Source organism: Bradyrhizobium sp. YR681 (assembly GCF_000282615.1).
Classification (GTDB): Bacteria; Pseudomonadota; Alphaproteobacteria; order Rhizobiales; family Xanthobacteraceae; genus Bradyrhizobium.
Genome location: NZ_AKIY01000246.1, coordinates 1 through 21,393 on the forward strand (window position 1 = coordinate 1; position 21,393 = coordinate 21,393).

At 64.6% G+C, this 21,393-nt stretch carries 23 protein-coding genes and 1 pseudogene; 7 read left to right on the forward strand and 17 right to left on the reverse strand.

Annotated features, from left to right (window positions below):
• From PMI42_RS26265 to PMI42_RS26275, 3 genes are all read left to right on the forward strand, one after another.
• Positions 1-772, forward strand: a 772-nt coding sequence (locus PMI42_RS26265; protein ID WP_008139724.1) for a Tim44 domain-containing protein, incomplete at its 5' end; no start/stop codon positions are given.
• Between the two features lie 147 nt (positions 773-919).
• Positions 920-1,597 (forward strand): hypothetical protein, encoded by a 678-nt coding sequence (locus PMI42_RS26270; RefSeq protein WP_008139726.1) that lies wholly within the window; start codon positions 920-922, stop codon positions 1,595-1,597.
• Between the two features lie 119 nt (positions 1,598-1,716).
• Complete coding sequence (locus PMI42_RS26275) at positions 1,717-2,421, forward strand: glutathione S-transferase (RefSeq protein ID WP_008139728.1); 705 nt, start codon at positions 1,717-1,719, stop codon at positions 2,419-2,421.
• Positions 2,422-2,733: 312 nt separating this feature from the next.
• Here the strand turns inward: PMI42_RS26275 and PMI42_RS26280 are convergent, their stop codons facing one another.
• From PMI42_RS26280 to PMI42_RS26290, 4 genes are all read right to left on the reverse strand, one after another.
• Positions 2,734-3,408 carry a methyltransferase family protein gene (locus PMI42_RS26280; RefSeq protein WP_008139732.1) on the reverse strand — a complete coding sequence of 225 codons (675 nt, stop codon included), beginning with the start codon at positions 3,406-3,408 and terminating at the stop codon, positions 2,734-2,736.
• A gap of 77 nt (positions 3,409-3,485) precedes the next feature.
• Entirely contained in the window at positions 3,486-4,607 is a 1,122-nt protein-coding gene (locus tag PMI42_RS26285) for a helix-turn-helix transcriptional regulator (protein ID WP_008139735.1), read from the reverse strand.
• 383 nt (positions 4,608-4,990) lie between these two features.
• Positions 4,991-5,164, reverse strand: a complete 174-nt coding sequence (locus tag PMI42_RS40130) for a hypothetical protein (RefSeq protein WP_008139737.1) — start codon at positions 5,162-5,164, stop codon at positions 4,991-4,993.
• 287 nt (positions 5,165-5,451) lie between these two features.
• A complete protein-coding gene (locus PMI42_RS26290; RefSeq protein WP_008139739.1) occupies positions 5,452-5,925 on the reverse strand; it encodes a hypothetical protein in 474 nt (157 codons plus the stop codon).
• A gap of 246 nt (positions 5,926-6,171) precedes the next feature.
• On the opposite strand from PMI42_RS26290, the gene PMI42_RS26295 reads away from it, so the two are divergent.
• Entirely contained in the window at positions 6,172-7,827 is a 1,656-nt protein-coding gene (locus tag PMI42_RS26295; RefSeq protein ID WP_008139742.1) for a fumarate hydratase, read from the forward strand.
• Between the two features lie 129 nt (positions 7,828-7,956).
• On the opposite strand, the gene PMI42_RS26300 is transcribed toward PMI42_RS26295, so the two are convergent.
• The 6 genes and pseudogenes from PMI42_RS26300 to PMI42_RS26325 form a co-directional block, all read right to left on the reverse strand.
• Positions 7,957-8,874: a hypothetical protein gene (locus PMI42_RS26300; RefSeq protein ID WP_008139744.1), complete on the reverse strand. Its 918-nt coding sequence runs from the start codon at positions 8,872-8,874 to the stop codon at positions 7,957-7,959.
• 15 nt (positions 8,875-8,889) lie between these two features.
• Positions 8,890-9,186, reverse strand: coding sequence for a hypothetical protein (locus tag PMI42_RS26305; protein ID WP_008139746.1), 297 nt, complete (start codon positions 9,184-9,186; stop codon positions 8,890-8,892).
• Between the two features lie 108 nt (positions 9,187-9,294).
• Complete coding sequence (locus PMI42_RS26310) at positions 9,295-9,846, reverse strand: inner membrane-spanning protein YciB (RefSeq protein WP_008139749.1); 552 nt, start codon at positions 9,844-9,846, stop codon at positions 9,295-9,297.
• Positions 9,847-9,860: 14 nt separating this feature from the next.
• Positions 9,861-10,430: pseudogene (locus PMI42_RS26315) on the reverse strand (hypothetical protein).
• Between the two features lie 75 nt (positions 10,431-10,505).
• A complete protein-coding gene (locus tag PMI42_RS26320) occupies positions 10,506-10,769 on the reverse strand; it encodes a hypothetical protein (protein WP_008139753.1) in 264 nt (87 codons plus the stop codon).
• 51 nt (positions 10,770-10,820) lie between these two features.
• Positions 10,821-12,218 carry a carotenoid oxygenase family protein gene (locus PMI42_RS26325; protein ID WP_008139755.1) on the reverse strand — a complete coding sequence of 466 codons (1,398 nt, stop codon included), beginning with the start codon at positions 12,216-12,218 and terminating at the stop codon, positions 10,821-10,823.
• Between the two features lie 109 nt (positions 12,219-12,327).
• On the opposite strand from PMI42_RS26325, the gene PMI42_RS26330 reads away from it, so the two are divergent.
• Both PMI42_RS26330 and PMI42_RS26335 read left to right on the forward strand, forming a co-directional pair.
• Complete coding sequence (locus PMI42_RS26330; protein ID WP_008139757.1) at positions 12,328-13,053, forward strand: TetR/AcrR family transcriptional regulator; 726 nt, start codon at positions 12,328-12,330, stop codon at positions 13,051-13,053.
• 46 nt (positions 13,054-13,099) lie between these two features.
• Positions 13,100-13,735 carry a DUF6321 domain-containing protein gene (locus PMI42_RS26335; protein ID WP_008139759.1) on the forward strand — a complete coding sequence of 212 codons (636 nt, stop codon included), beginning with the start codon at positions 13,100-13,102 and terminating at the stop codon, positions 13,733-13,735.
• Here PMI42_RS26335 and PMI42_RS26340 read toward each other — a convergent pair.
• Positions 13,732-14,337, reverse strand: coding sequence for a hypothetical protein (locus PMI42_RS26340; RefSeq protein ID WP_008139761.1), 606 nt, complete (start codon positions 14,335-14,337; stop codon positions 13,732-13,734). The two genes, PMI42_RS26335 and PMI42_RS26340, sit on opposite strands and share 4 nt — an antisense overlap.
• A gap of 163 nt (positions 14,338-14,500) precedes the next feature.
• Between PMI42_RS26340 and PMI42_RS26345 the strand changes: the two genes are divergently transcribed.
• Positions 14,501-15,070 carry an SET domain-containing protein gene (locus PMI42_RS26345; RefSeq protein WP_035966688.1) on the forward strand — a complete coding sequence of 190 codons (570 nt, stop codon included), beginning with the start codon at positions 14,501-14,503 and terminating at the stop codon, positions 15,068-15,070.
• A 49-nt stretch (positions 15,071-15,119) separates the two neighbouring features.
• On the opposite strand, the gene PMI42_RS26350 is transcribed toward PMI42_RS26345, so the two are convergent.
• The 6 genes from PMI42_RS26350 to PMI42_RS26375 are packed head-to-tail and all read right to left on the reverse strand — an operon-like array spanning position 15,120 to position 21,176.
• Positions 15,120-16,730 (reverse strand): response regulator, encoded by a 1,611-nt coding sequence (locus tag PMI42_RS26350; protein ID WP_008139766.1) that lies wholly within the window; start codon positions 16,728-16,730, stop codon positions 15,120-15,122.
• Positions 16,727-18,496, reverse strand: coding sequence for an ATP-binding protein (locus tag PMI42_RS26355; RefSeq protein WP_240535286.1), 1,770 nt, complete (start codon positions 18,494-18,496; stop codon positions 16,727-16,729). Before PMI42_RS26355 ends, PMI42_RS26350 begins: the two co-directional genes overlap by 4 nt.
• A 5-nt stretch (positions 18,497-18,501) precedes the next feature.
• Positions 18,502-19,491, reverse strand: a complete 990-nt coding sequence (locus PMI42_RS26360; protein WP_008139770.1) for an ATP-binding SpoIIE family protein phosphatase — start codon at positions 19,489-19,491, stop codon at positions 18,502-18,504.
• A 2-nt stretch (positions 19,492-19,493) separates the two neighbouring features.
• Positions 19,494-19,898: an anti-sigma regulatory factor gene (locus PMI42_RS26365; RefSeq protein ID WP_008139772.1), complete on the reverse strand. Its 405-nt coding sequence runs from the start codon at positions 19,896-19,898 to the stop codon at positions 19,494-19,496.
• Positions 19,879-20,268, reverse strand: coding sequence for an STAS domain-containing protein (locus tag PMI42_RS26370; RefSeq protein ID WP_008139773.1), 390 nt, complete (start codon positions 20,266-20,268; stop codon positions 19,879-19,881). The genes PMI42_RS26365 and PMI42_RS26370 overlap by 20 nt, the downstream gene beginning before the upstream one ends.
• Positions 20,269-20,270: 2 nt before the next feature.
• Positions 20,271-21,176: an STAS domain-containing protein gene (locus PMI42_RS26375; protein ID WP_008139774.1), complete on the reverse strand. Its 906-nt coding sequence runs from the start codon at positions 21,174-21,176 to the stop codon at positions 20,271-20,273.
• Between the last annotated feature and the right edge of the window lie 217 nt (positions 21,177-21,393).

Sequence of the window (21,393 nt, forward strand, 5' to 3'; positions counted from 1 at the left end):
GGCGCCTGCCGCACCCGCGCGCGGCGGCCTGTTCGGCCGCGCCGGCGGCTTCATGGGCGGCCTCGCGGCCGGCTTCCTCGGCGCAGGCCTGCTCGGCATGCTGTTCGGCGGTGGCCTGTTTGGCGGCCTCGGCGGCCTGTCCTCGATCCTCGGCCTGATCATCCAGATCGTGCTGGTGGTGTTCGTGGTGCGGCTCGCGATGTCGTGGTGGCAGCGCCGCCACACGCCGCAGGCGGCCTATGCCAACGCCGATGCGAGTTCCGGTCCGGGACCGCAGACGAACCTGCGTAGCGCCCTCGGTGGCGGACTTGGCGGTGGTCTTGGCAGCGGACTTGGCGGCTTCGGTTTCGGCGGCAACAACAACGCGCCGCTCGAGATCAAGCCTGACGACTATGAGGCGTTCGAGCGCCTGCTCGGCGATGTCCAGACCGCCTGGTCGAACGAGGATGTGGCCAAGCTGCATACGCTCGCGACGCCGGAAATGGTCTCCTATTTCGAGAAGGATCTCGCGGAGAACCGTGCACGCAACGTCGTCAACAAGGTCGCCAACGTGAAGCTGCTGCAGGGTGACCTCGCGGAAGCCTGGCGCGAAGGCGAGACCGACTACGCTACGGTGGCGCTGCGCTTCGCGCTTACCGACAAGACGCTCGACCGCAACAGCGGCACGGTGGTTGCCGGCAGCGAGCAGCCGGGTGAGGCGACCGAGGTCTGGACCTTCGCCCGCCGTCCGGGCGGCAACTGGGAACTGTCGGCGATCCAGCAGACCAACTGATCGCAGGCGAGACGAAGAACCAAGGCGTCGTGCTTCCAGCACGGCGCCTTTTTCTTTTGGACGTCTTGCGCCGCGGCACCGGAATAAGCGGGCGCATGCCGGGTTGAAATCAGGCGGCCAACCACAAGCAAGATTGGGAGGGACAAGATGATCCGCATCGGGATATCCGCGACGATTTCAGGCCTCGCACTCGTCATGGCTCTTGTGGCGCCATCAGCGCGGGCGCAGTCGGCCGACATGACGTTCTTCGTGACCTCCAGCGGCCCGGGCAAGGGCGCCGATCTCGGTGGCCTCGTGGGAGCCGATGCGCAGTGCCAGAAGCTCGCGCAGGCCTCCGGCGCCGGTGCCAAGACCTGGCGCGCCTATCTCTCGACGCAGGCCGCCGACGGCAAGCCGTCCGTCAACGCCCGCGATCGCATCGGCAAGGGACCGTGGCAGAACGCCAAGGGCGCGGTGATCGCCAAGGACGTCGCCGATCTGCACGGCGCCGCCAACAATCTCACCAAGCAGACCGCGCTCAGCGAGAAGGGCGAGGTCACCAACGGCCGCGGCGATACGCCGAACCGGCATGACATCCTCACGGGATCGCAACCTGACGGGACGGCTTTTGCGGCCGGCGACGACAAGACCTGCAAGAACTGGACGTCGAGCACGCAAGGCGCGGCGGTCGTCGGCCATGCCGATCGCCAGGGCCTGCGCGATGACGAGCCGTCGAAATCCTGGAACAGCTCGCACCCCTCGCGCGGTCCCGACGGCGGCTGCTCGCAGGCCGACCTGAAGAGCACCGGCGGGGATGGGCTGCTGTATTGCTTTGCGGCGAATTGAACTAGCGCGCGAAGTTCTCTCGACGGAGGATGTGGCGCCACCGTTCCGTCCCATACGCACGGAACCTTGCGCCGCATGCTACATTGGTTCCGTCGCTCCCACGCTTACGGACCACTCTCATGAAATACGAGCTCTACTATTGGCCCGAGATCCAGGGCCGCGGCGAATATGTGCGGCTGGCGCTGGAGGAGGCGGGCGCCGCTTACGTCGATGTCGCGCGAGGCGCACGCGGTAGCAGCGCGATGATGAAGATGATGGACGCGCAGGGCACGCCGCCCTTTGCCCCGCCGTTCCTGAAAGCGGGCAAGCTCGTCATCGGCCAGACCGCCAATATCCTGCTCTATCTCGGCAGCCGCCACGGGCTCGCGCCGAAGACGGAAGCGGGCAAACTCTGGGTGCACCAGCTGCAGCTCACCATCGCCGATTTCGTGCTGGAGATCCACGACACCCATCATCCGCTCGGGCCTTCGATGTACTACGAAGACCAGAAGCCGGCAGCGAAGAAGCGCACGGCCGAGTTCTGGGATGAGCGCGTGCCGAAATATCTCGGCTATTTCGAACAGCTTCTCGACGGCCATGGCGGCGCCTATGTCACAGGCCGCAAGCTCACTTACGTCGATCTCTCGCTGTTCCAGATCGTCGCCGGGCTGCGCTATGCTTTTCCCAAGCGCATGAAGGCCTTCGAGGAAGACATCCCCGGCCTCGTCGGCCTGCACGACCGCATCGCCGCGCGGCCGAACATCAAGGCCTATCTGGCCAGCGAACGCCGCATTGCCTTCAACGAGCAGGGCATCTTCCGCCGCTACAAGGAGCTCGACAATTAGCCGGTCCGGACGGCGGCCGGCGGCAGCCCCCGTTCCGGACCGGCCGTTTCGGGCGCGATCATTCGCCCGAACCCGTCGTGGCTCGCGAGCGCCTGTGCAGGCTTCGGGACCAGTCGATCGTCTGGAGCATCGGAAACGGAAGCGAGATCGGCGTCGTCGGGACATGGGGGCTTGCAGAACATCGTCGCGTCTCCCGTGGCGTGGTGCGGGTTCCCTCTAGCGGGGTTCGGTTGCGGCGACGTCAGTCGATCGGAGGAGGGCGGGCGCTTTTCCGGAAAGCGTCGACGTCCTGTACCGAACCGTGATGCGCGCTCACCACACGCCGGGCACCAGGCGGTAGCGCACCCGCGCTGCATAGTCGGCATAGCCCGGCAGTCCCGCACGCAGCGTGCGCTCCTCGATGCCGATGCGGACGGCCAACAAGGCAACGAACAGCGGCAGCATGGCAAGGCCCCACCACGAGCCCAGCAGCAGCGGCACGCCGGCGAAGAACAGGATCAGGCCGCCATACATGGGATGGCGCACATACGCGTAGGGCCCGGTCGAGATCACGCGCTGTGCGCGGTCGGCCTGCAGCTTTACCACCGGTGCGGCGAACGAGTTCTCACGGAACACCGACATCGTGAACAGGGTGCAGAGCAGGAACAGCACCAAGCCGAGGACCTGCAGGCCGAGCGGCAAGTCCGAAGCGAGACAACGCCGATCGAGCCCCATCACGACCAGCCACGCCAGCATCGCCGCGATGAAGGCGGTGATGAAGGCCTTGTCGGCCGGCGGCTGGTCCCGCTGGATCACCGGACGCAGACGCTCGGCGAGCAGCGCCGGATCACACCGGTAGAGCCACCAGCCGCACAGCGGGCCGAGCAGTGCGGAGGTGACGAGCAGAGCCCAGGCGCCGGGCCAATGCAGCGTGCCGGCGGATGCGAACAGCAGCGCGCCCATCGCAATGGTGAAGATCGTGTTCTGCAACAGCAGTCTGGCGATCATGGTCGGTCTGGCTCCATCCCACGGCGAGCTGATGGCATTTTTTTCGGCAGACATTCGGCCGGTGCAACCGCTGGGCTTCAGATCTTGATGGGCGGTGTAAAGGCCGCGATGAGCCGAACCAGATCCGCCTGCCGCTTGGTTCCGGTCTTCATGAAGATCCGGGTGAGATGGGTCTTGATCGTGGTTTCGGCGACGCCCATGCTCCGCGCCACGTCGGGAACCCCGCCGATTTCGACGATGGCGAGGAAGACGCGCAGCTCGGCCGGCGTCAGCTTGAAGAGCTTGCGGATGAGGTCGGGCGCGACGATCGTGTCGAGCGCTGCCTTGCCGACGAACAGGACGGCACAGGCGTCATGGTTGGCTGCGAACATTTGCCGGCGCCCGGCGGTCAGCGGCAGGAGGTGCCCGACATAGTGCGAGCCATCGCGGGCGGCGAGATGCAGCGAGATGCTCGCGCTCGTCATGGCGCGGTCGCCGAGCACGGTGCCCGCCAGCGCTTGCCGCAGCACGCGATCTGTATTCGGGTCGGCGGTCACGAGCCGGCCATGGACCGAACGGAGCACGTCGGCCTCGTCCAGAATGGCGCGTGCACTCGCATTGGCGTGGGTGATATGGCCGTCGGCGTCGAGCAGCAGGACGGCGCTTCGCAGAGCGTCGAGGGTGCGGACCGACGTCGTCTCCAGCGCGTTCTGCTGCTCCAGCCTCTGCCTGACGAGCATGGCGCGCTGCACATGCGGCGTCAGGTGGGAGATCACCTGATACATCCTGCGGTCGACCGGACCGCCGGTCTTCATGATCGAAAGGCGGGATATGCCCTCGGCGGATTTGTCGAGCAGGATGTTGGCGGCATCTTCGAGACCCTGCGGCCGCGTCCATTCGTTGTAGAATGCGGTCGTCCGGAATTCGTCGACGTCGATCCAGTCCCTGATCGTCTGGATCTGGCCGACCGGCGCGTGGAGCACGCTGCGCGACGGATCGAATGGCTCGTAGGTTTCGATGTAGGACCTGATATAGGCGGGCTCGACACCGACGGCATGAGAGATCACCGCCTCGCCGGCGGCCCCGATCCGGACCAGCCCGCCGCTCTGGCCGCCCGCGAGCGCGACGATGCTACCAAGCGTCGCCGTCCATCGGGAATCGTCGAGCGATGCATCGTAGATGTCCGCCACCAGCGAGAGCAGCTTTTCATTCGGTTCCATTGCCTTGTCCCATGGGCGCATGGACGGGCCCGTTCGGTCTCGCAGATGAGCACGTCGAATGCGGACCTTTGATGAGCCGGATCACACTTGATGCGACCGGGCGGCCGCTCGGTTCAATGGTGACGGAGTGTCGGAACGGTTGAGCAGGGCGGATGTAGCGAACAGCCGGCCCAACGGCCAATGGAAGCGTCCCGGCCAATGCCAACAGCGGCGCGCGCATCGCGACGGTGTCGATCCGGTAGCCTGCCACGGAAACTTCTGCGATCACGCGCGGTCCCCCGGGCATCTCGCAACATACTGGCGCTGCGATCCGGCAAAGATGCGGCCGGACATGCCAAAGGCCCGATCGACCGGATCGGGCGCTTCAACTTGGGAAGGACCGATCAGGCGAGCTGATCGATCCGCGTGCCCTGACCCGGCGGCAGCGGCGCGGGCGGCTGCGGCTTGTAGGTCGGGTTGGTGTCCTCGGTCTTGGTCTGGTCGTCCTGCTGCTTGGTCGTGTCGTAGCTCGGCACCACGATCGCGATCGGCGGCGGCGCAATTGTAGAAACGCTCATCCACAAATCCTCACATATGGAAACAATTGACCCTGCGCCACGAAGAGCGAAATTTCCTTCAAGGCAATCGTTAAAATGCGAGGGAATTGGTGCGATGGGATGCGTTCTATTCATTGTGAGTTTCGAGAACGCGAACTCGCTCATCGTCATTGCGAGCGCAGCGAAGCAATCCAGAATCCCTCCGCGGAAAGACTCTGGATTGCTTCGCTGCGCTCGCAATGACGGGGTGTGCGGCGGCCGGCGTCGCGATGCGTACGCCGCCAGCGCGCGGAGAAAGCTGGCGCGGCCTATTCGTCCTTGCCGCGCGTGATCGCGATGGACGCGTCCGTCTTGGTGCGGGTGCATTCCATGTTGAGCCGCCGGTAGCGCATGGTGACCTTGTCGCCGCGCAGAAGTCCCATCCGCTTCAGGCAGCGTGTTGCACCGGTCGTGGTGTCGTCCTTGGTCACGGTGAAGACGATCGCGGCCATCGACCCCACCAGCGCGAAGAACTCCGGCGTCGGCTTGCGGTCGCCCTTGGCATAGAGCTCGATGGAATATTTGTCGCCGCGGCAACCCACCGACAGCTCCTTGGCCGCGGGGTGCGTCAGGTAGACGATATTGGCGGCGCGAAAGTTCACCTTGAGACGATCGACCTGGTTTGCCAGCTCCTTGGCGCTGTCGTCGCAGCGATCGGCGCGGGCCGGCGAGGCGAGGGTCACAAGGCCGGTGATGGCGGCGGCGACCAGGATCGCGCCGCGGACGTTCAGTTTGAAAATCATGATGAAAAGCCCCTTAGGGCGCGCATTCAACCGTCGTCGTTTGCGAAGCGCAAGGGGGGCATCAAGGTCTCCCCGAGGACAATTCAGGCGAGGAATCTCCGCTGGCATCGACCGGCAAAGGGTCGGGACGCCGCCGAATCGGGATGCCCCGGCCGCGCCAAAGCGCCTTCCTTTTACGGCAAAAAAGCTTAGAAAGCTTCTATGCTTAGAGGCCCGCGAGGGCTCCAGAACCCCGAGATCGACCCCATGAACGCTCCTACCGCCTTCCCCGACCCCGCAAAGCCCGTTCCGCCCTACAAGCACACCCCGCTGTTCCCGCTGGGCAAGGACGAGACGCCCTACAAGAAGATCACGGCCGAGGGCGTCAGGGTCGAGAAGGTCCTGGGCAAGGACATGCTGGTGGTGTCGCGCGAGGCGCTGCGGGCGCTGTCGGAGGCGGCCTTTGGCGACATCAACCACTATCTGCGTCCGGGGCACCTGAAGCAGCTTCGCGCCATCCTGGAGGACGGCGAGGCCAGCCCGAACGACAAATTCGTCGCGCTGGACTTTCTGAAGAACGCCAACATCGCGGCCGGCGGCGTGCTGCCGATGTGCCAGGACACCGGCACCGCGATCATCATGGGCAAGAAGGGCTGCAACGTCATCACCGACGGTGACGACGAGGCCGCGCTGTCGGAAGGCGCGCGCGATGCTTACCTGCGCCGCAATCTGCGCTACTCGCAGGTCGCGCCGCTCTCGATGTACGAGGAGAAGAACACCGCCAACAACATGCCGGCGCAGTGCGAGATCTACGCCGAGGGTGACGACGCCTACAAGTTCATGTTCATGGCGAAGGGCGGCGGCTCCGCCAACAAGAGCTTTCTGTTCCAGGCGACGCCCTCGGTGCTGACCAGGGACCGGCTGCTCGCGTTCCTGAAGGAGAAGGTGTTGACGCTGGGCACCGCGGCATGCCCGCCCTATCACCTCGCGATCGTGATCGGCGGCACCTCGGCCGAGCTCTGCATGAAGACGGTGAAGCTCGCCTCCGCCCGCTATCTCGACGCGCTGCCGACCCACGGCTCGCCCGACGGCAACGCGTTCCGCGATCTCGAAATGGAGCAGGAAATTCTGAAGATGACGCAGTCGCTCGGCGTCGGCGCGCAGTTCGGCGGCAAGTATTTCTGCCACGACGTGCGTGTGATCCGCCTGCCGCGCCATGGGGCGTCGCTACCGATCGGGCTTGGCGTGTCCTGCTCGGCCGACCGCCAGGTGCTCGGCAAGATCACCAAAGACGGCGTCTATCTCGAGGAGCTCGAGCACAATCCGGCGCAGTACCTGCCGCAGGTTGAAGAGTCGCTCGGCGGCGAGGTGGTCAAGATCGACCTCAACCAGCCGATGAAGGATATTCTGGCGACGTTCTCGAAATACCCGACCAAGACGCGCGTCTCGATGACCGGCACCATGATCGTCGCGCGCGATTCCGCGCACGCCAAGCTGCGCGAGCGTCTCGACAAGGGCGAGCCGCTGCCGGATTATTTCAAGAACCATCCGGTCTACTACGCCGGCCCCGCCAAGACGCCCGAAGGCTACGCCTCCGGCGCGTTCGGCCCGACCACCGCGGGCCGCATGGATTCCTTTGTCGACCAGTTCCAGGCCGCGGGCGGCTCGATGGTGATGGTCGCCAAGGGCAACCGCGCGCCGGCCGTGCGCGAAGCCTGCAAGAAGTATGGCGGCTTCTATCTCGGCTCGATCGGCGGTGCGGCGGCGAACCTTGCCGAGCACTGCATCAAGAAGGTCGAGGTGCTCGAATATCCCGAGCTCGGCATGGAAGCGATCTGGCGCATCGAAGTCGTCGACTTCCCGGCGTTCATCATCATCGACGACAAGGGCAACGACTTCTTCAAGGAGTTGAATCTGGGCTGAGGCGGCGTTCCCCGGATGCGGCGCAGCGCGAAGCGGTGCGCTGCTGATCCGGGGTCCACGTGGCGGCATGGGTCCCGGCTCTGCGGAGCAGCGCTGCACGCTGCACCGCGTCCGGGACACGAGAGTGCTTCAACTACAATTCGTAACCTGGTTGGAGCACAGCCCGCGCCACCAGCCGCGAACGCCGTCCTGGCTTTCGACCAGGCCCCAGAGGCCGCTGCAGGCGAGGATGCGCTTCGGGCCGCCATCGGTGTCGATGGGGCCGCCAAGCTCGCGCTGGGCGGGCATCCATTTGGCATCGACGAAGGGCGCCTGAAACAGGCCGCCCATGCGCGTGGCGCCATTGGCATAGGACGCGCCGACCTTGTTGGATGCGACCCAGCCGCGGCCTGCATAGGGCTTTGGCGCGCTGCGCGGATACAGCTTCTCGTCCTCGTAGTCCTTGCCCGGCGGTTTTGCGCCTTCGATCAGAAACCAGCCGTCCTTGAAGCCGATGATGCGGAATTCGGTGAGCCAGCCGCCGTCCGGCGTGTTCTCGGCGCCGCCGAGCTTGAGGCGGTAGGGCGGCGGCAGGGTGCCGAGCACGCGCGCTTTCACTGACGGCTCGGCGCGCACGTTGAGGCCGGCAGGATCCTTGTCGATGGACCATGCACCGAGATCGCAGGGCTCGGTGCCTTCAGGCAGACTTGCGCGCGCCGCGGCGAGGTCCGCGTGCACCTTCGCGAAATCGGTGTCGTCGTTGTCGGGGTCCGGCGCAGTGCGCGGCTTCAATTCGGCCGAGACCGCGCGGGTCGCGTTCGGTGTCAGCGTGACGATGAGGGCCTGACGCGCAGCGAACACGCTGGCCGGTGTCTTCGGATCGTTCGACGTTGCGGGATCAACGGCGAGGGTGCCGGTCGAACCGTCGGTCCGGTAGGCGTGGCCCGCGACATAGCCCGCGGGCACCATGGCGAGCGCGCTTGCGCGCCACGCCGGTTCGGTATCGTCCGCGCGCGCTTGTGTCGCGACCCACAGGATCGTTGCCGCGATGAGACGGAGCACGCGCATCGATGCAGCGCGTCCTTACGCGCGGGCGCCCGTGAACGGAAAACTGCCCATCGGGCCGATGCCCATCTCGCCGCTGATGCTGTCGCCGGCGACGGTGCCGGTGAATTCGAGCGTGAGCGGCATCGGGTTGGTGATCGAAACCTTCCAAGAGACGTTGTCGCCCGAGACGGTGCCGTCGAAAATCTCGGCGGTATTGCCTTCCGCACCCTGCGTGCCCGTGAGCGTGCCGCCGGCGGCCGTCAGGCTCAACGTCGCCTTGCGCTCGCCCATGGGCGTCGTCATGGTCAGAGTCCAGTTGCCGTCCACGGCCATTCGCGTCTCCCAATTTTTTCCCGGCGGTCTGCGACAATTCGCAGGACTGGCCGGGAACGCCTATAGCCCAACTCGCGGGGCCTGCCTAACCCTCTCTTTGACGCGGCCTCAGGCGCGGGCCGCGCGCATGCGGCTGCCGATGAGGAGGCGGAAGGCGACGTACTGGATCGCGAACGCCACGAGCTTTGCGCCGATCAGGACCACCGAAATGTAGAAGGCCCACAGCTTCATGTCGCCGGTCATGGCAACCGCCACGGTGCCTGCGGCGAGCACGAACATCAGCGCGGCCCAGGCGTAGCCCGCGATGGTGACGTATTCCGGAATGGTCTCGGTCACGATCGCCGGCAGATAGCGCAGCATCCAGCCGCGCTTGAGCATGACGATGCCGATCGCGACATGTCCGATCGCCGGCTTTGCCAGCACGAAGCGCGGATCGTGGGTGAGCAGCGTCGCGCCGCCGAGCACGATGACGAGGCCGAGGCTCGCCCAGGTCATGTAGCCGAGCGTCTGCCCCTTGATCCGCGACCACACCACCTGGCCGATCGCGCCGAGAATGGCGACCGCGGTTGCGAGGATGACGTTGTCGGTGGCGAGATAGATCACCAGGAAGACGATGGTGGAGAGAAAGTCGGAGACGAGCCGGCGGAATACGTCTTTCATCGTCTGTCCTGTCTTTAGTGAGAGTGGGGCAGGGCGGGCGTAGCGTACTTGATCTGGCGATATTCCGGATACCACTTTGTGAAATAGATCGCACTGTTGCGGGCGGCGAAGGCGACCGCAAGGCTCTACCAGAGCGGCAGGCCGGGGAAATAGAGCAGCACGAGATTGGCGGCCGCCATCAACAGCGTGGCCGCGGTCCAGGCGCCGGTGATGATGTAATTGGCGGTGAGGAAGCCGGGCATTGCCGCGGTCTCGGCCGGGACCGCTTCAACCGCATATTGCAGCGTGAAGGGACGCCGGACCAGCATCGAGCCGAGCGAGATGACGAAGATGCCGATATCGACCGACAGCTTGACGCCGAGTGTGCCCAAAGCGGGGTCGACCAGCGCGAGGGTGAGGCCGATTGCAGCGAACACGATCGCCGAGCCCACAGCCAGGATCTTCACGGAGCGGCCGCGCATGACGTCGATCGCGATGGTCGCGAGGCAGATCGCGGAGGCCGCGAACAGGCTGATCGCTGCCGACGTCACCAGCATCAGGAAAGTGTAAACGCCATAGGGCGCGAGGATCAGGAAAATCGCCATGGGTCGCCTCGGGCAATCGATCTTTACGGTGTAAAGATTGATAGTTCAGGGGCGATGCCGGGTCAAGCTAAATCTTTACAGTGTCAAAATGGTGTAAGTGACTTCCAAAAAGTGAAGGGCAGCAATGGCTTGGATGGATGCCTCGTCGACCAGATCGGCCCAGGGCAGGTGCGACAGAAAAGGCAGCGCGGAGGCGATCGCAAGACCGATGGCGAGCAGGATGCCGCCGTTGAAGATGGTCTGGCTGCTCCGTCGCGGCCAGCTCGCCAGGACGGCGAGCGCGGCACAGGCAAGCGCGAGCACGGCGAGGCTGTCTGCGGAGATCGAAGGAATATGCATGTGAAACTCCTCTGCCGGTCATTCCGGGGCATGCCCTGAAACGACGGGCGGCTAAGCCGCGCCCACCCAATTGCCGTGAAATCCATCCGGCACGCGGTGGCCGAGCTGCACCAGCGCGACGGGGCCGGCCTCGACGTCGGTGGCATTGAACACGGCGAGGTCGCTGCGGTTTTCACGCGCGCGCCAGACCACTGCCAGCAGCCAGCCGTCGCCTTCCGCTGCATCCGCCGACCGCTCGACGAAAACCGGCTCGGAGATGGTGTCGCCGGCCGGCAGCAGATAATGGCCGAGCCGCTTGCCGTTGCCGTCGACATGGACGATGCCCGAGAGCGCGCCGAACATCGGCAGTTTCGGATTGGCGCAGGCGTACCAGCCGTGACGGCTCTTCAAACCGGCGCGGCGATCGTCGATGCGGGGGAATTCGCCGGTGAGATCGTCGAGATAAGTCTGCTGGAAGCGGTCGGTATTCCCCGACAGATCGAACGTCCAGCGGCAATGCCGGGCGCGTGACTTCTCCGGATCCGTCGGCCGGCCGTCGGGATGCGGAAACAGCGGCGCTTCCTCGAACTGCATGACGTCGGCGACGATGCGGCTATCGTCCTCCCACGCATTCATGATGTGGAAAACGTAGCAGGCTTCGCCGCGAAACCAGACGATGTCCTTGGCGGTGCCGTTGCGCTTCATCACGCCGACATAGGCGCCCTTGTCCGGCTCCCAGGCGTAGGGCGGCCGTCCGCTCATCGCGCGCTCCATGCTGCCCGTGATCGGCAGGATCGGAAACAGCACATGGTTCGCGGTGACGATAAAGTCGTGCACCATGCTGGCATAGGGCGCCTCGAAACGTTCGAAGCGCGTCGCTTTGCCTGTTGCGTCGATCGATCCATAGGAGAGGGCAGGCGTCAGCGGCCCCGCCGCGTTGTAGCCGAAGAACACCAGCTCGCCGGTGACCGGATCGACCTTCGGATGCGCCGTGAAGCTGCCGGCGACACGGCCCTGGTAATTGTGATAGCCGCGCGTCGCCAGCGTGCCCGGCTCGATCTCGGTCGGCAGATGCGCTTCTTCCAGCGCCAGCAGCTTGCCGGCATGGAAGATGATGTTGGTGTTGGCGACGCCGCCATCGGTGAGATTTGCGGGTGCGTCAGGCAGCTTGCGGCCGAAGCCGCCGAACAGCGCGCGGCCGGCGTCGTGCTCGGCCAGCCATTTCGGCGTGCGGACCCAGCGGTTGCGATAGCTGGCGCGGCCGTTCTCGAGATGGAAGGCGTGCAGCATGCCATCGCCGACGAACCAGTGCGCGCCGGGGGAATCGAACTGCGGATTGGGGCCGTTGCGATAGAGCACGCCATTCAGATCGCGCGGCAATTCGCCGACGATCTTCAGGAAGGGCGCGTCGGCCTCGAAGGAAATCGGACCGAGATTGTTGCGGCGCTCGGTGATGGCGGCCTGCTGCACGGCGTGTCCCTCCTTTTATCTTTACATCGTAAAGATGAGATAGGGCGGATCGCTGCGCCGGTCAAGCGAAATCTTTACACTGTCAATATTGCGCCCTATAGCTTGGTTCATGGGCAAGAGCGAAATCAGGACCGAAACGGCGCGCGGCGCGCGCACTCCGAGGAAGACGTCGTCGGCGACGCGCCCTGCGCGCCGTCCGGCCGGTGCGAAGACGGAGACACCCTATCATCACGGCGACCTGCGCGAGGCGCTGCTCCAGGCCGCCGAGCGGGTGCTGGAGCGCGACGGGCTGTCCGGCCTGACATTGCGCGCGGTGGCGCGAGAGGCGGGCGTCTCGCATGCGGCACCCACGCATCATTTCGGTGATCTCACCGGCCTGCTCAGCGAGCTCGCAGCCGTCGGCTTCCGCCAGTTCAACGCGGCGATGGCATCCGCCTGCGACACCGCCACCACGCCGCTTGCGCGCGCGCTGGCGCGGCCGAAAGCCTATGTCGCCTACGCGCAGGCTCATCCCGGCATGTACAGCATCATGTTCCGCACCGAACGCCTCGACTATTCCCGGCCCTCGCTGAACGAAGCGGCCGAGGCCTCCTTCGCCGGCCTTGCCAATGCGATCGGCATGATGCGCCAGGAGCAGATCAGCGAAGATTCCCTGACGCTGAACCAGGGCGCCGCCATCGCGCGCGCCTGGTCAATGGTGCATGGCTTCACCATGCTGCTGCTCGACGGACGGCTCGAGGATATTCTGGGGCGGCTGCCCGAGGGAACGACGGCCGAACGGCTGCTCGAGGCAATGCTGACGGCGCCGGTGACGGGGAAGTTGCCGGGTCCCTGATCTAGGCGTGAACGCAACCCTTGCCATGGTCAAACGTTGACGCCGCATGGCAAGAGCACCCTGGAAGCGGGCCAACCCGCGCAAACGCGCAGGCAAGGCGTCAAAACACCTCACGCCTGGGCAAAAATCGGCCGCGAAGGCACGCGCGCGCCGCGCAGGGCGCCGCTATCCCAATCTCGTGGACAACATGCGCATGGCAGCGAAGAAGACTGGCAAGGCGAGATCTTCCAAGAAAACTTCAGCAAAGAAAAAACCAACCAGGAAAAACCCAACGAAGACGCGCAAGCGCAAGGCCGCGAAGACAACGGTCAAGAAGACTGCAAAGGCCTCTCGCGAGCGAAGCGCCTCGGCAAGAGAAAGGGATCCGCGCGGCGGCCTGACTGCGGCGGGCCGCAAGGCCTTCGCACGCAAGCAGGGCGCGAATCTGAAACCTGGCGTCACCAAACGCCAGTCCGAGATGACTCCGCAAGAGATGCGCCGGAAAGGAAGCTGGGCCGTGCGCTTCTATGGCCGGGCGAAGCTGCCACCGCTCGTTGACGCAAAGGGGCGGCCGACCAGGCATGCGCTCTCGGCGCATGCCTGGGGTGAACCTGTACCGAAGACGGTCGCGGCAGCACGGCGCATCGCAGCCAAGGGCGAGCGTTTGCTGTCGCGCTATAGGCGTACGAAAGCGCAGTCCTAGCGCATAATCGCAAGCTCAACCGCGCGGCCGCTCGTGCCGATGATCTTCACCTCGTCCTTGCCGCAGGTGAAGCCGCGGGCGAAATCATCCGCGGCCTTGCGCGCGAGCTCGTTGGCGTTTGGATTGGCTATCGCATCGACATAGGCGACATGGCAGACCGGTCCCGGCGGCAGCCGCGTCACGACCAGCATGGCCTTGGTGTTCGGCCGTCCCTGCTTGTCGCGATCGGTGCCATCGGCGATGTGCCAACGCTGGATCATCGCGAACGGCTTCGTGCCGGCGGCACGCCATTCGACAGTGGTCTCGGAGGAATTGAACGGGGCGAACCAGACTTTTGCCGCAGGCTCCTCGGCTGCTTCCTTGCGATTGCGGCCGGCCGAGACGATCTCGCGCAGATCGTCCTCGGCAATCAGCACCATCAGGCCGTTCTTGCCCGGGCAGATTCGCGTGGTGCTGCCGTCGAGCTCGCTGGGCTTGCCGATCTGACGGCAGTCCTTCGGCGCTGTCGAGGTGTAGCTGCTGCCCATGGATTGGGCGTTCGCGCTGCCCAAGCCGATGCAAGTCATCAGGACAATCGGGCCGATGCGGGTCATATGGTTCATCATGACGCCTTGACGTTGCGGGAACTCCGTACCATCAGACGTCTTCATTGTGGGCAAGGTTCAAACAATGCGGGGATAGACCTGACAGCGGCGCGGAATCGTTCTAGAAGAGCGGCTTCGCTTGGGGCATCGGGCCTCGTTCGCGTCCTCATTTCTCTCGATCATGCCAGCCATCGCATCCAGCAAATCCTATCGTGTCGGTCGTTCCAAGACCGGACTTGGCCTCTTCGCCACCATGCCGATCAAGAAGGGGACCCGGATCATCCGTTATTTCGGACCGATCCTGGACTCCAAGATCCCCGCGCATGATGCAATCGAGAACAAGTATCTGTTCGAGCTCAACGGCCGCTGGACCATCGATGGCTCGGTGCGCAAGAACCTCGCGCGCTATATCAACCATTCCTGCCGGCCCAACGCCGAGTCCGATGTCCGCCCGCGCGAGCGCAAGGTCTTCATTCGCGCCATCAGGAACATCGAGCCGGGCGACGAGATCAATTACGATTACGGAACCGACTATTTCAAAGCCTATCTGAAGCCGATCGGCTGCAAATGCGAGTCTTGCGAGAAGAAGCGCAAGAAGCTGCGTGCCGAGGCGCGGGCCGAACGTGCCAAGGTGAAGGCGCGCGCGGAAGCCAGGGCCACCAAGAAGGCGGGCGCCAAGGGCGGGGCGGTGAAAAAGAAGAAGCTGAACGGCAAGCACTTCGCCGGCAAGGTCGGCCGGGCAAGGGCTTAGCCTCCCGTCGGGCGAAGACCCGGCTCTCCATCGGTCCGTGCGTTGTTGTTCAGGGCTTGCTGGAGCTACCCGCATCCAGAGCGGTCCGAACGGCCGAAGCAAGCTCGGCGGGTCGAAACGGCTTGCGCAGGAACGGGGCGGAGCCCATCGCCGCTTCAAGCGCCGCGGAATCGGCATAGCCGCTGACGAAAAGGACGGGCAACAAGGGTTGCACGATCCGGGCCGCCTTGACGACCTCGGCGCCATTGGTGCCCGGCATCGAAAAGTCGATGATCATCAATTGCGGGTTCACCGTCGTCTGCATGGCGAGAGCCGCATTGCCGTGGTCTGCCTCGTGCACGACGTATCCGATTTCGGACAGGAAGCTGGTCATGAGAGCGCGGACATCGTGATCGTCATCCACGACCAGAATCCGTTCTGCATGTCCGCTTTCCGCCGCTCCCTGCGCCTCGATGGCCGGGTCCGCGGCGATGGACGCCCGGCGAAGCGACATCTGGACCGAGGTGCCCTTGCCGACCTCGCTCCTGATATCGACATCGCCTCCCATTTGCCTTAGCAGACCGTACACTTGGGAGAGCCCGAGGCCCGTTCCCTTGCCGGGCGGTTTGGTCGTGAAGAACGGATCGAACGCGCGAGCGATGACGTCCGGCGGCATCCCCGTCCCGGTGTCCGTCACGGACAGCATGACCCTGTGATCGTCCGGGTCGTTGCAGGCCGTGGTGATTGTTAGCGTGCCACCCTCCGGCATCGCGTCTCTCGCGTTGATCGCGAGATTGAGCAGGCTGACTTCGAGCTGGTTGTGGTCAGCGACCACGAACGGTGCGCTCGCATCCAGGACGGTCTTGATGGCGATGTTGGCGCCGAGCGACTGGTTGAGCAGCTCGGATGCGTCCAGGATCAGGCGGTTGAGATCGACGGACTCGGTCGCAAGCTTCTGGGTCCGTGAAAATGCCAGCAATTGCGCCGTCAGCTTCGAGCCGCGCTCGGCGGCCTTGAAGGCGTTCTCGGCAAGCCTCGTGATGCGCGGCTCGGTCGTACGGGCGCGGATCAGGTCGAGATTGCCGACGACCGCGGTCAGGAGATTGTTGAAATCGTGCGCAAGTCCGCCCGTCAACTGGCCGACGGCCTCCATCTTCTGGGCCTGCATCAGCTCCGACTCGGCCTTTTGGCGCTGTGCGACCTCCTGGCGTAACTTCCGGTTCGCCTGCTCGAGTTCTTCGGTGCGTTCCTGGACTTGCTTGTCCAGCGTCGCGTTCAGCGACCGCAACGCATCTTCGGTGCGGCGGACACGCAGCAGCGCATTGATCGCGGCGGCGAGTTCGAGCGGCTCCGCCGGCTGCACGAGGTAGGAGTCCGCACCGGCGTTGAGCCCAAGGACGCGGTCGTCAGTGGTCGTGAATGTTGCCGACGTTTGCAGCACCATCACTTGCGGCCATTTCTGCTTGATGAAGGCGCAGACCTCGAAGCCGCTGATGTCGGGCAACTGCACGTCGAGAAGCACGAGGGGCGGCTTGTGCTGCTCGACCAGGCGCAACGCTTCCGCACCGGTCTGTGCTTCTATCACTGCAAATCCGGCGGCTTGCAGGTCGCGTGTCTTCACGTAGCGCTGCGCTTCGAGATCGTCGACGTTCAGGATGACGATCTTTTCGTTGCCGCTCATGAGGCACCCAGGACGGCGTCGCGCAGGAACGAGGACACGCTCTCCCGGGAGATCGCGTTCTTGGAGATCAGCCGCACGTGCTCGGGAAGCCGCGATCTCAGCGAGGCGTCGATCGTCATGGACGTCGATACGACGATGGGAATGCAGTTGGTGCGGTCGTCGGAGCCCAGCTGCTGCAGCACGGTGAATCCGTCCACCGCCGGCATCTGCAGGTCGAGAACGATGACGTCGGGCTTCTTCTCACGCGCGAGCCGCAATCCTTCCTCGCCGCCGTCAGCCTCGATGAACTCATAGCGGGTCTCATTGCCGACGATCTGGCGCATGACGTAGCGGAAGGTCTCGTCGTCGTCGATCAGAAGCACGCTCTTGCTGCCGCCGGCAGACGGGGCGATCATCTCACGGTCAGGATCCCCGAGCGAAGCCGGAATCTTCAGGGAGAAGACCGAGCCGAGGCCGGAGCCGCTCTCGACCGTGAGGTCGCCGCCGAGCAGTCGCGCCAGCGATCGCGACAGCGGCAGGCCGAGGCCGGTGCCCTTTACCTTTCTCTGCAGCTTGGTGTCGACCTGCGAGAACTCCTCGAAAATGCGTTCGTGATGCTCCGGCGCGACGCCGATCCCGGTGTCGCGGACGGAGAAGATGACGCTCGCGCCGTTGTCACCGGTGCGCGCCGTCACCCGCACTTCACCCTCTTCGGTAAACTTGAGCGCGTTCGAGATCAGATTGCGCAGGATCTGCGCGACCTTTGCCTCATCGGTGTAAAGGGGCTGCAGGTCCTTCGGGGACTCGAACAGCAGCTCGACGGCGGTGCTGGTCAGCAGCGGCTTCAGCGCACCGCGCAGCGCGCCGAACAGGCTGGTGACCGCGAAGCGCACCGGCTTGATCTCGGCCTTGCCGGCTTCGACCTTGGCGAGATCCAGCATGTCGTTCACGAGATCGAGCAGGCTTTCGGCCGACCGCCTGATATAACCGACCTGCCGCTCCTGTTCCGGCGTCAGGTCACCGTCGATGCGGTCGAGCAGCAGGCGCGACAGCGCCAGCACGGAATTCAGCGGTGTTCTGAATTCATGGCTCATGTTCGAAAGGAAGCGCGTCTTGAGCTCGCTGGCCTGCCGCAATTGCTCGGCGCGGCCGTCGAGCTCGGCATAGAGTGCCACCACGCCGCGGTTGGTGTCGCCGAGCTCCTGGTTCAGTTGCTGGCTTTCCTCCTCGCGTCGTCGCAACTCGTCGAGGTTCTGCATCAGCTCGCGATTCTGCTCCCGCAGAGCCGAAAGCGGATCGGACGAGGTGTCCTTCCTCAAATTGGAGACGATGTCGGTGAGCTTGGCGCGCGGCCATGGTGCGACGCGCGGCGGCAGCCGGTGCCCGACCTCGACGGTTGTTCCCTTGCCGGGCGTCGCATCGATGCTGAACGTGTCCATCAGCCGGCGGGCGCCGATCAGGCCCAGACCCATGCCGCTTGGCGAACGGTACTGTCCGTCGAGAATGAGCTGGAGATTGTCGATGCCCGGCCCGTTGTCGCAGATGCGAACGGCGAAACGCTGCGGCGTCGTTGCGGCGTCCAGAGCGAACTCCGCGCGTCCACCGCCGGCGTAACCGTAGGCGTTGCGTGCGAGTTCGGAGACTGCGGTGGCGATACGGGTCTGGTCCTGCCGTTCGAAGCCCAGCATGTCCGCGACGCGAAGGGCGCGCTGACGGACTGTGACGACATCACTCTCGTTCTCGATCGGAAGGGTCACGATAGGCCAGAGTTTGGGAGATGCCGGCATGAGCTTCACCATTTGGCCACGAGCACGGTCGCGTCGTCGCGATGCCGGGTGAAATCGCGATAGAGAATCGCTGCGATCAGCGACGGGTGAAGTGCTGCCAGGTTGGGATAGCGGTCCACCATCCAGGTCGAGGCCAGGCCGTCCGAGTGCAGGACGATCAGGCCGTGCGTGAACGGGTAGTCGAAAGCCCGGATCTTGCGTGTGTTGAAACCGGCGGTTCCCGCCATCGACACCATCCGCTTGGTGTCACCTGCGGTGATGATGACACCGGCGACGTTGCCGATTCCGGCGAAGTTGATGTTCTTTGCGGCGGGATCGAAGCGCGCGATCGAGACCGCTGCTCCGCGCGTCGAGCGCAAGCCGCCGTGAATGTAGTCGATCAGGTTGGGGACGGAGTGCCCGGCGTAGCGATGGAACAGCCGCACGGCCTCGACCGCCGCTTCCGCGGCTTCCGGCCCGTGTCCCAATCCGTCAACCACCAGGAGGGTGCGGACGTTTCCCGCATCGGATACGCTCAAGGCGTCGCCGCAGACGTCCTGGCCAGCTTTGGCAACGGATACGCCGCCCCAGGTGGGGGCGGTCGGCGGTGTGATGGCAGAGGCAGTCCCCGGCGCGATGCGCGCCAGCACAGCTGTTCCAACCCCGGGCCAGGAGCCGATCTCGACGAAGTGCGATTGCCGTATCACGGCGCCGAGACCACGGCCTGCCGTGCCCGCACTGGAATACCCGTCCTCCAGACATGCCGCGACGTTGCTCATGCCGGCGCCCTTGTCGAGCGCGAGGATTTCAATGCCCTGGCTTTCATTGTCCTCATAGACACCAACGAGAATTTCCCCGCCGGAGCCGTGCTTGACGAGGTTGGTCGAAAGTTCGGTCGCGACCAGCGCGAGCTTGCCCTTGTCGGTCTCGTTGAAGCCTACGCGCTGGGCGAGATCTGTTGCTGCCCGCCTTGCCTCCGCGACGCCGCTTTGATCGTTGACGCCGACGGATTTCATCATCATTTCCAACGTGCGATGGTGATTTTGGTGCCTAAGCCTGGCTCCGATACGATCGAAAATTCGTTGCTCAGCCGTTTTGCGCCGCCAAGGCCGAGACCCATGCCCCTGCCGGATGTGAAACCGTCCTTGAGGGCCTGCTCGATATCGGCAATGCCGGGCCCCTTGTCGTCGAAAGTCAGCCGAACGCCGCGGCGGCCGCCCTGCTCGACGATCTCCGCGGTGACTTCTCCACCCCCGCCGTAGTCGAGGGTGTTGCGCGCCAGCTCGCTGGACGCCGTGACGATCTTGGTTTGGTCGACCAGGCTCAGCCCGACCTCAAGTGCGAATGCGCGGGTGATTTGCCTCACCCGAACCACGTCGTCCGAAACCTTGATCCCGACACGCTCAGTCCTCGTCGTCGGCATCGTCAGCCTCCGACCCGGCGAGGCGGTCGTGGATCATGGCCATGCCGCGCTCGACGTTCAGTGCGGTCTTGACCCCCGTCAACGACAGGCCAAGCTCGACCAGCGTGATGGCGACGGCGGGCCGCATTCCGACGACGACGGTGTCGGCGTCAAGAATGCGCGAGACCGCGGCGATATTGTCAAGCATCCGGCCGATGAAACTGTCGACGACGTCGAGTGCCGAAATATCGATCAGCACGCCGCGTGCATTGTGCGAGACGATCTTGCTCGTGAGGTCTTCTTCGAGCGCCGTCGCCAGCTGGTCGTGCATGTCGACCTGAATGGTGACAAGGAGCGCGTTGCCGAACTTGAGAATAGGAATGCGGTCCATCGTCAGGCGTCCTGCCCGCCGCTCTTCTTGTCCGCGAAGGTGTACCCTTCGACCCGCTTCGCCTTGACGATGGTCCGCCCGGTCTGCCGCAATGCGACCGCGAAGGCGTCCGCAAGCGAGGCCTTCGAGATCACGTTCAACTCGACGCCGAGATGCACCATGGTTTGGGCAATCTGCGGCCTGATGCCGCTGATCAGGCAATCGGCGCCCATCAGGCGCGCGGCGGCGACCGTCTTCAGGAGGTGCTGCGCCGTGAGGGTATCGACCGTCGGCACGCCGGTAATGTCGATGATGGCGATCTCGGCCTCGTCGTCCACGATCGTTTGGAGGAGGTTTTCCATCACCACTTGCGTGCGCTGGCTGTCGAGCGTGCCGATCAGGGGCAGGGCGAGAATGCCCTCCCAAAGCTTGACGACCGGGGTCGACAGCTCGGCAATCTCGCGCTGTTGGCGAACGATGACTTCCTCGCGGCTCTTCTGGAATATCTCCAGTGTGAACAGGCCAAGCTCGTCGAGCAGCATGGTCGATGTCCAGACCGTCGACGCTTTCTGGTCAGCGGAGAGAGAGGCGTCGCGGTTGATCGCGTTGAACAATGGCTGCTTGAGCGAAAAGATGAAAGTCGCGGTTTCGCTGGGGGAGAAACCCTGCATTGCGCGGGAGCGCGACAGCTCGGCGAGCATCGCTTTGGCCGCCTCGTAAGCAGAGCCGGACGTGTCGGTCCCGCCCTGCGTCAGGGCCTCGTGCAGCAAATGAAGGAAATTCCTGGATTGCGATTGCAGTTCGCCTTCCGAGATGCGGCCGGTATGAAGGATTCCGGCCTTCTTCTGAAATTCGACCCATTCCGGAAGGATGGTTTTCTCGTTCCGGGAGACGAGCGATGCAACGTCACTTCCCGCCTGCGCAGCCATTCTTGTTCTCCTTCATCACGGGTGATCGGGGCCACCCGCTGACAGTGGGCGGCACTTCGGCGGCTACTGCGCCCGTCCGCATCCTGCTGAATTGGTTGGAAGTTCGCTGCCTTGGGCAGCCCGATCGCTCAACCCGTCAGGCTGAGACCCCCTCTATGCCGTGTCTCAACACGGAAGGGAACCTTTGGTTCCTCGGCGTTCCATGAAGTTTGCCAGG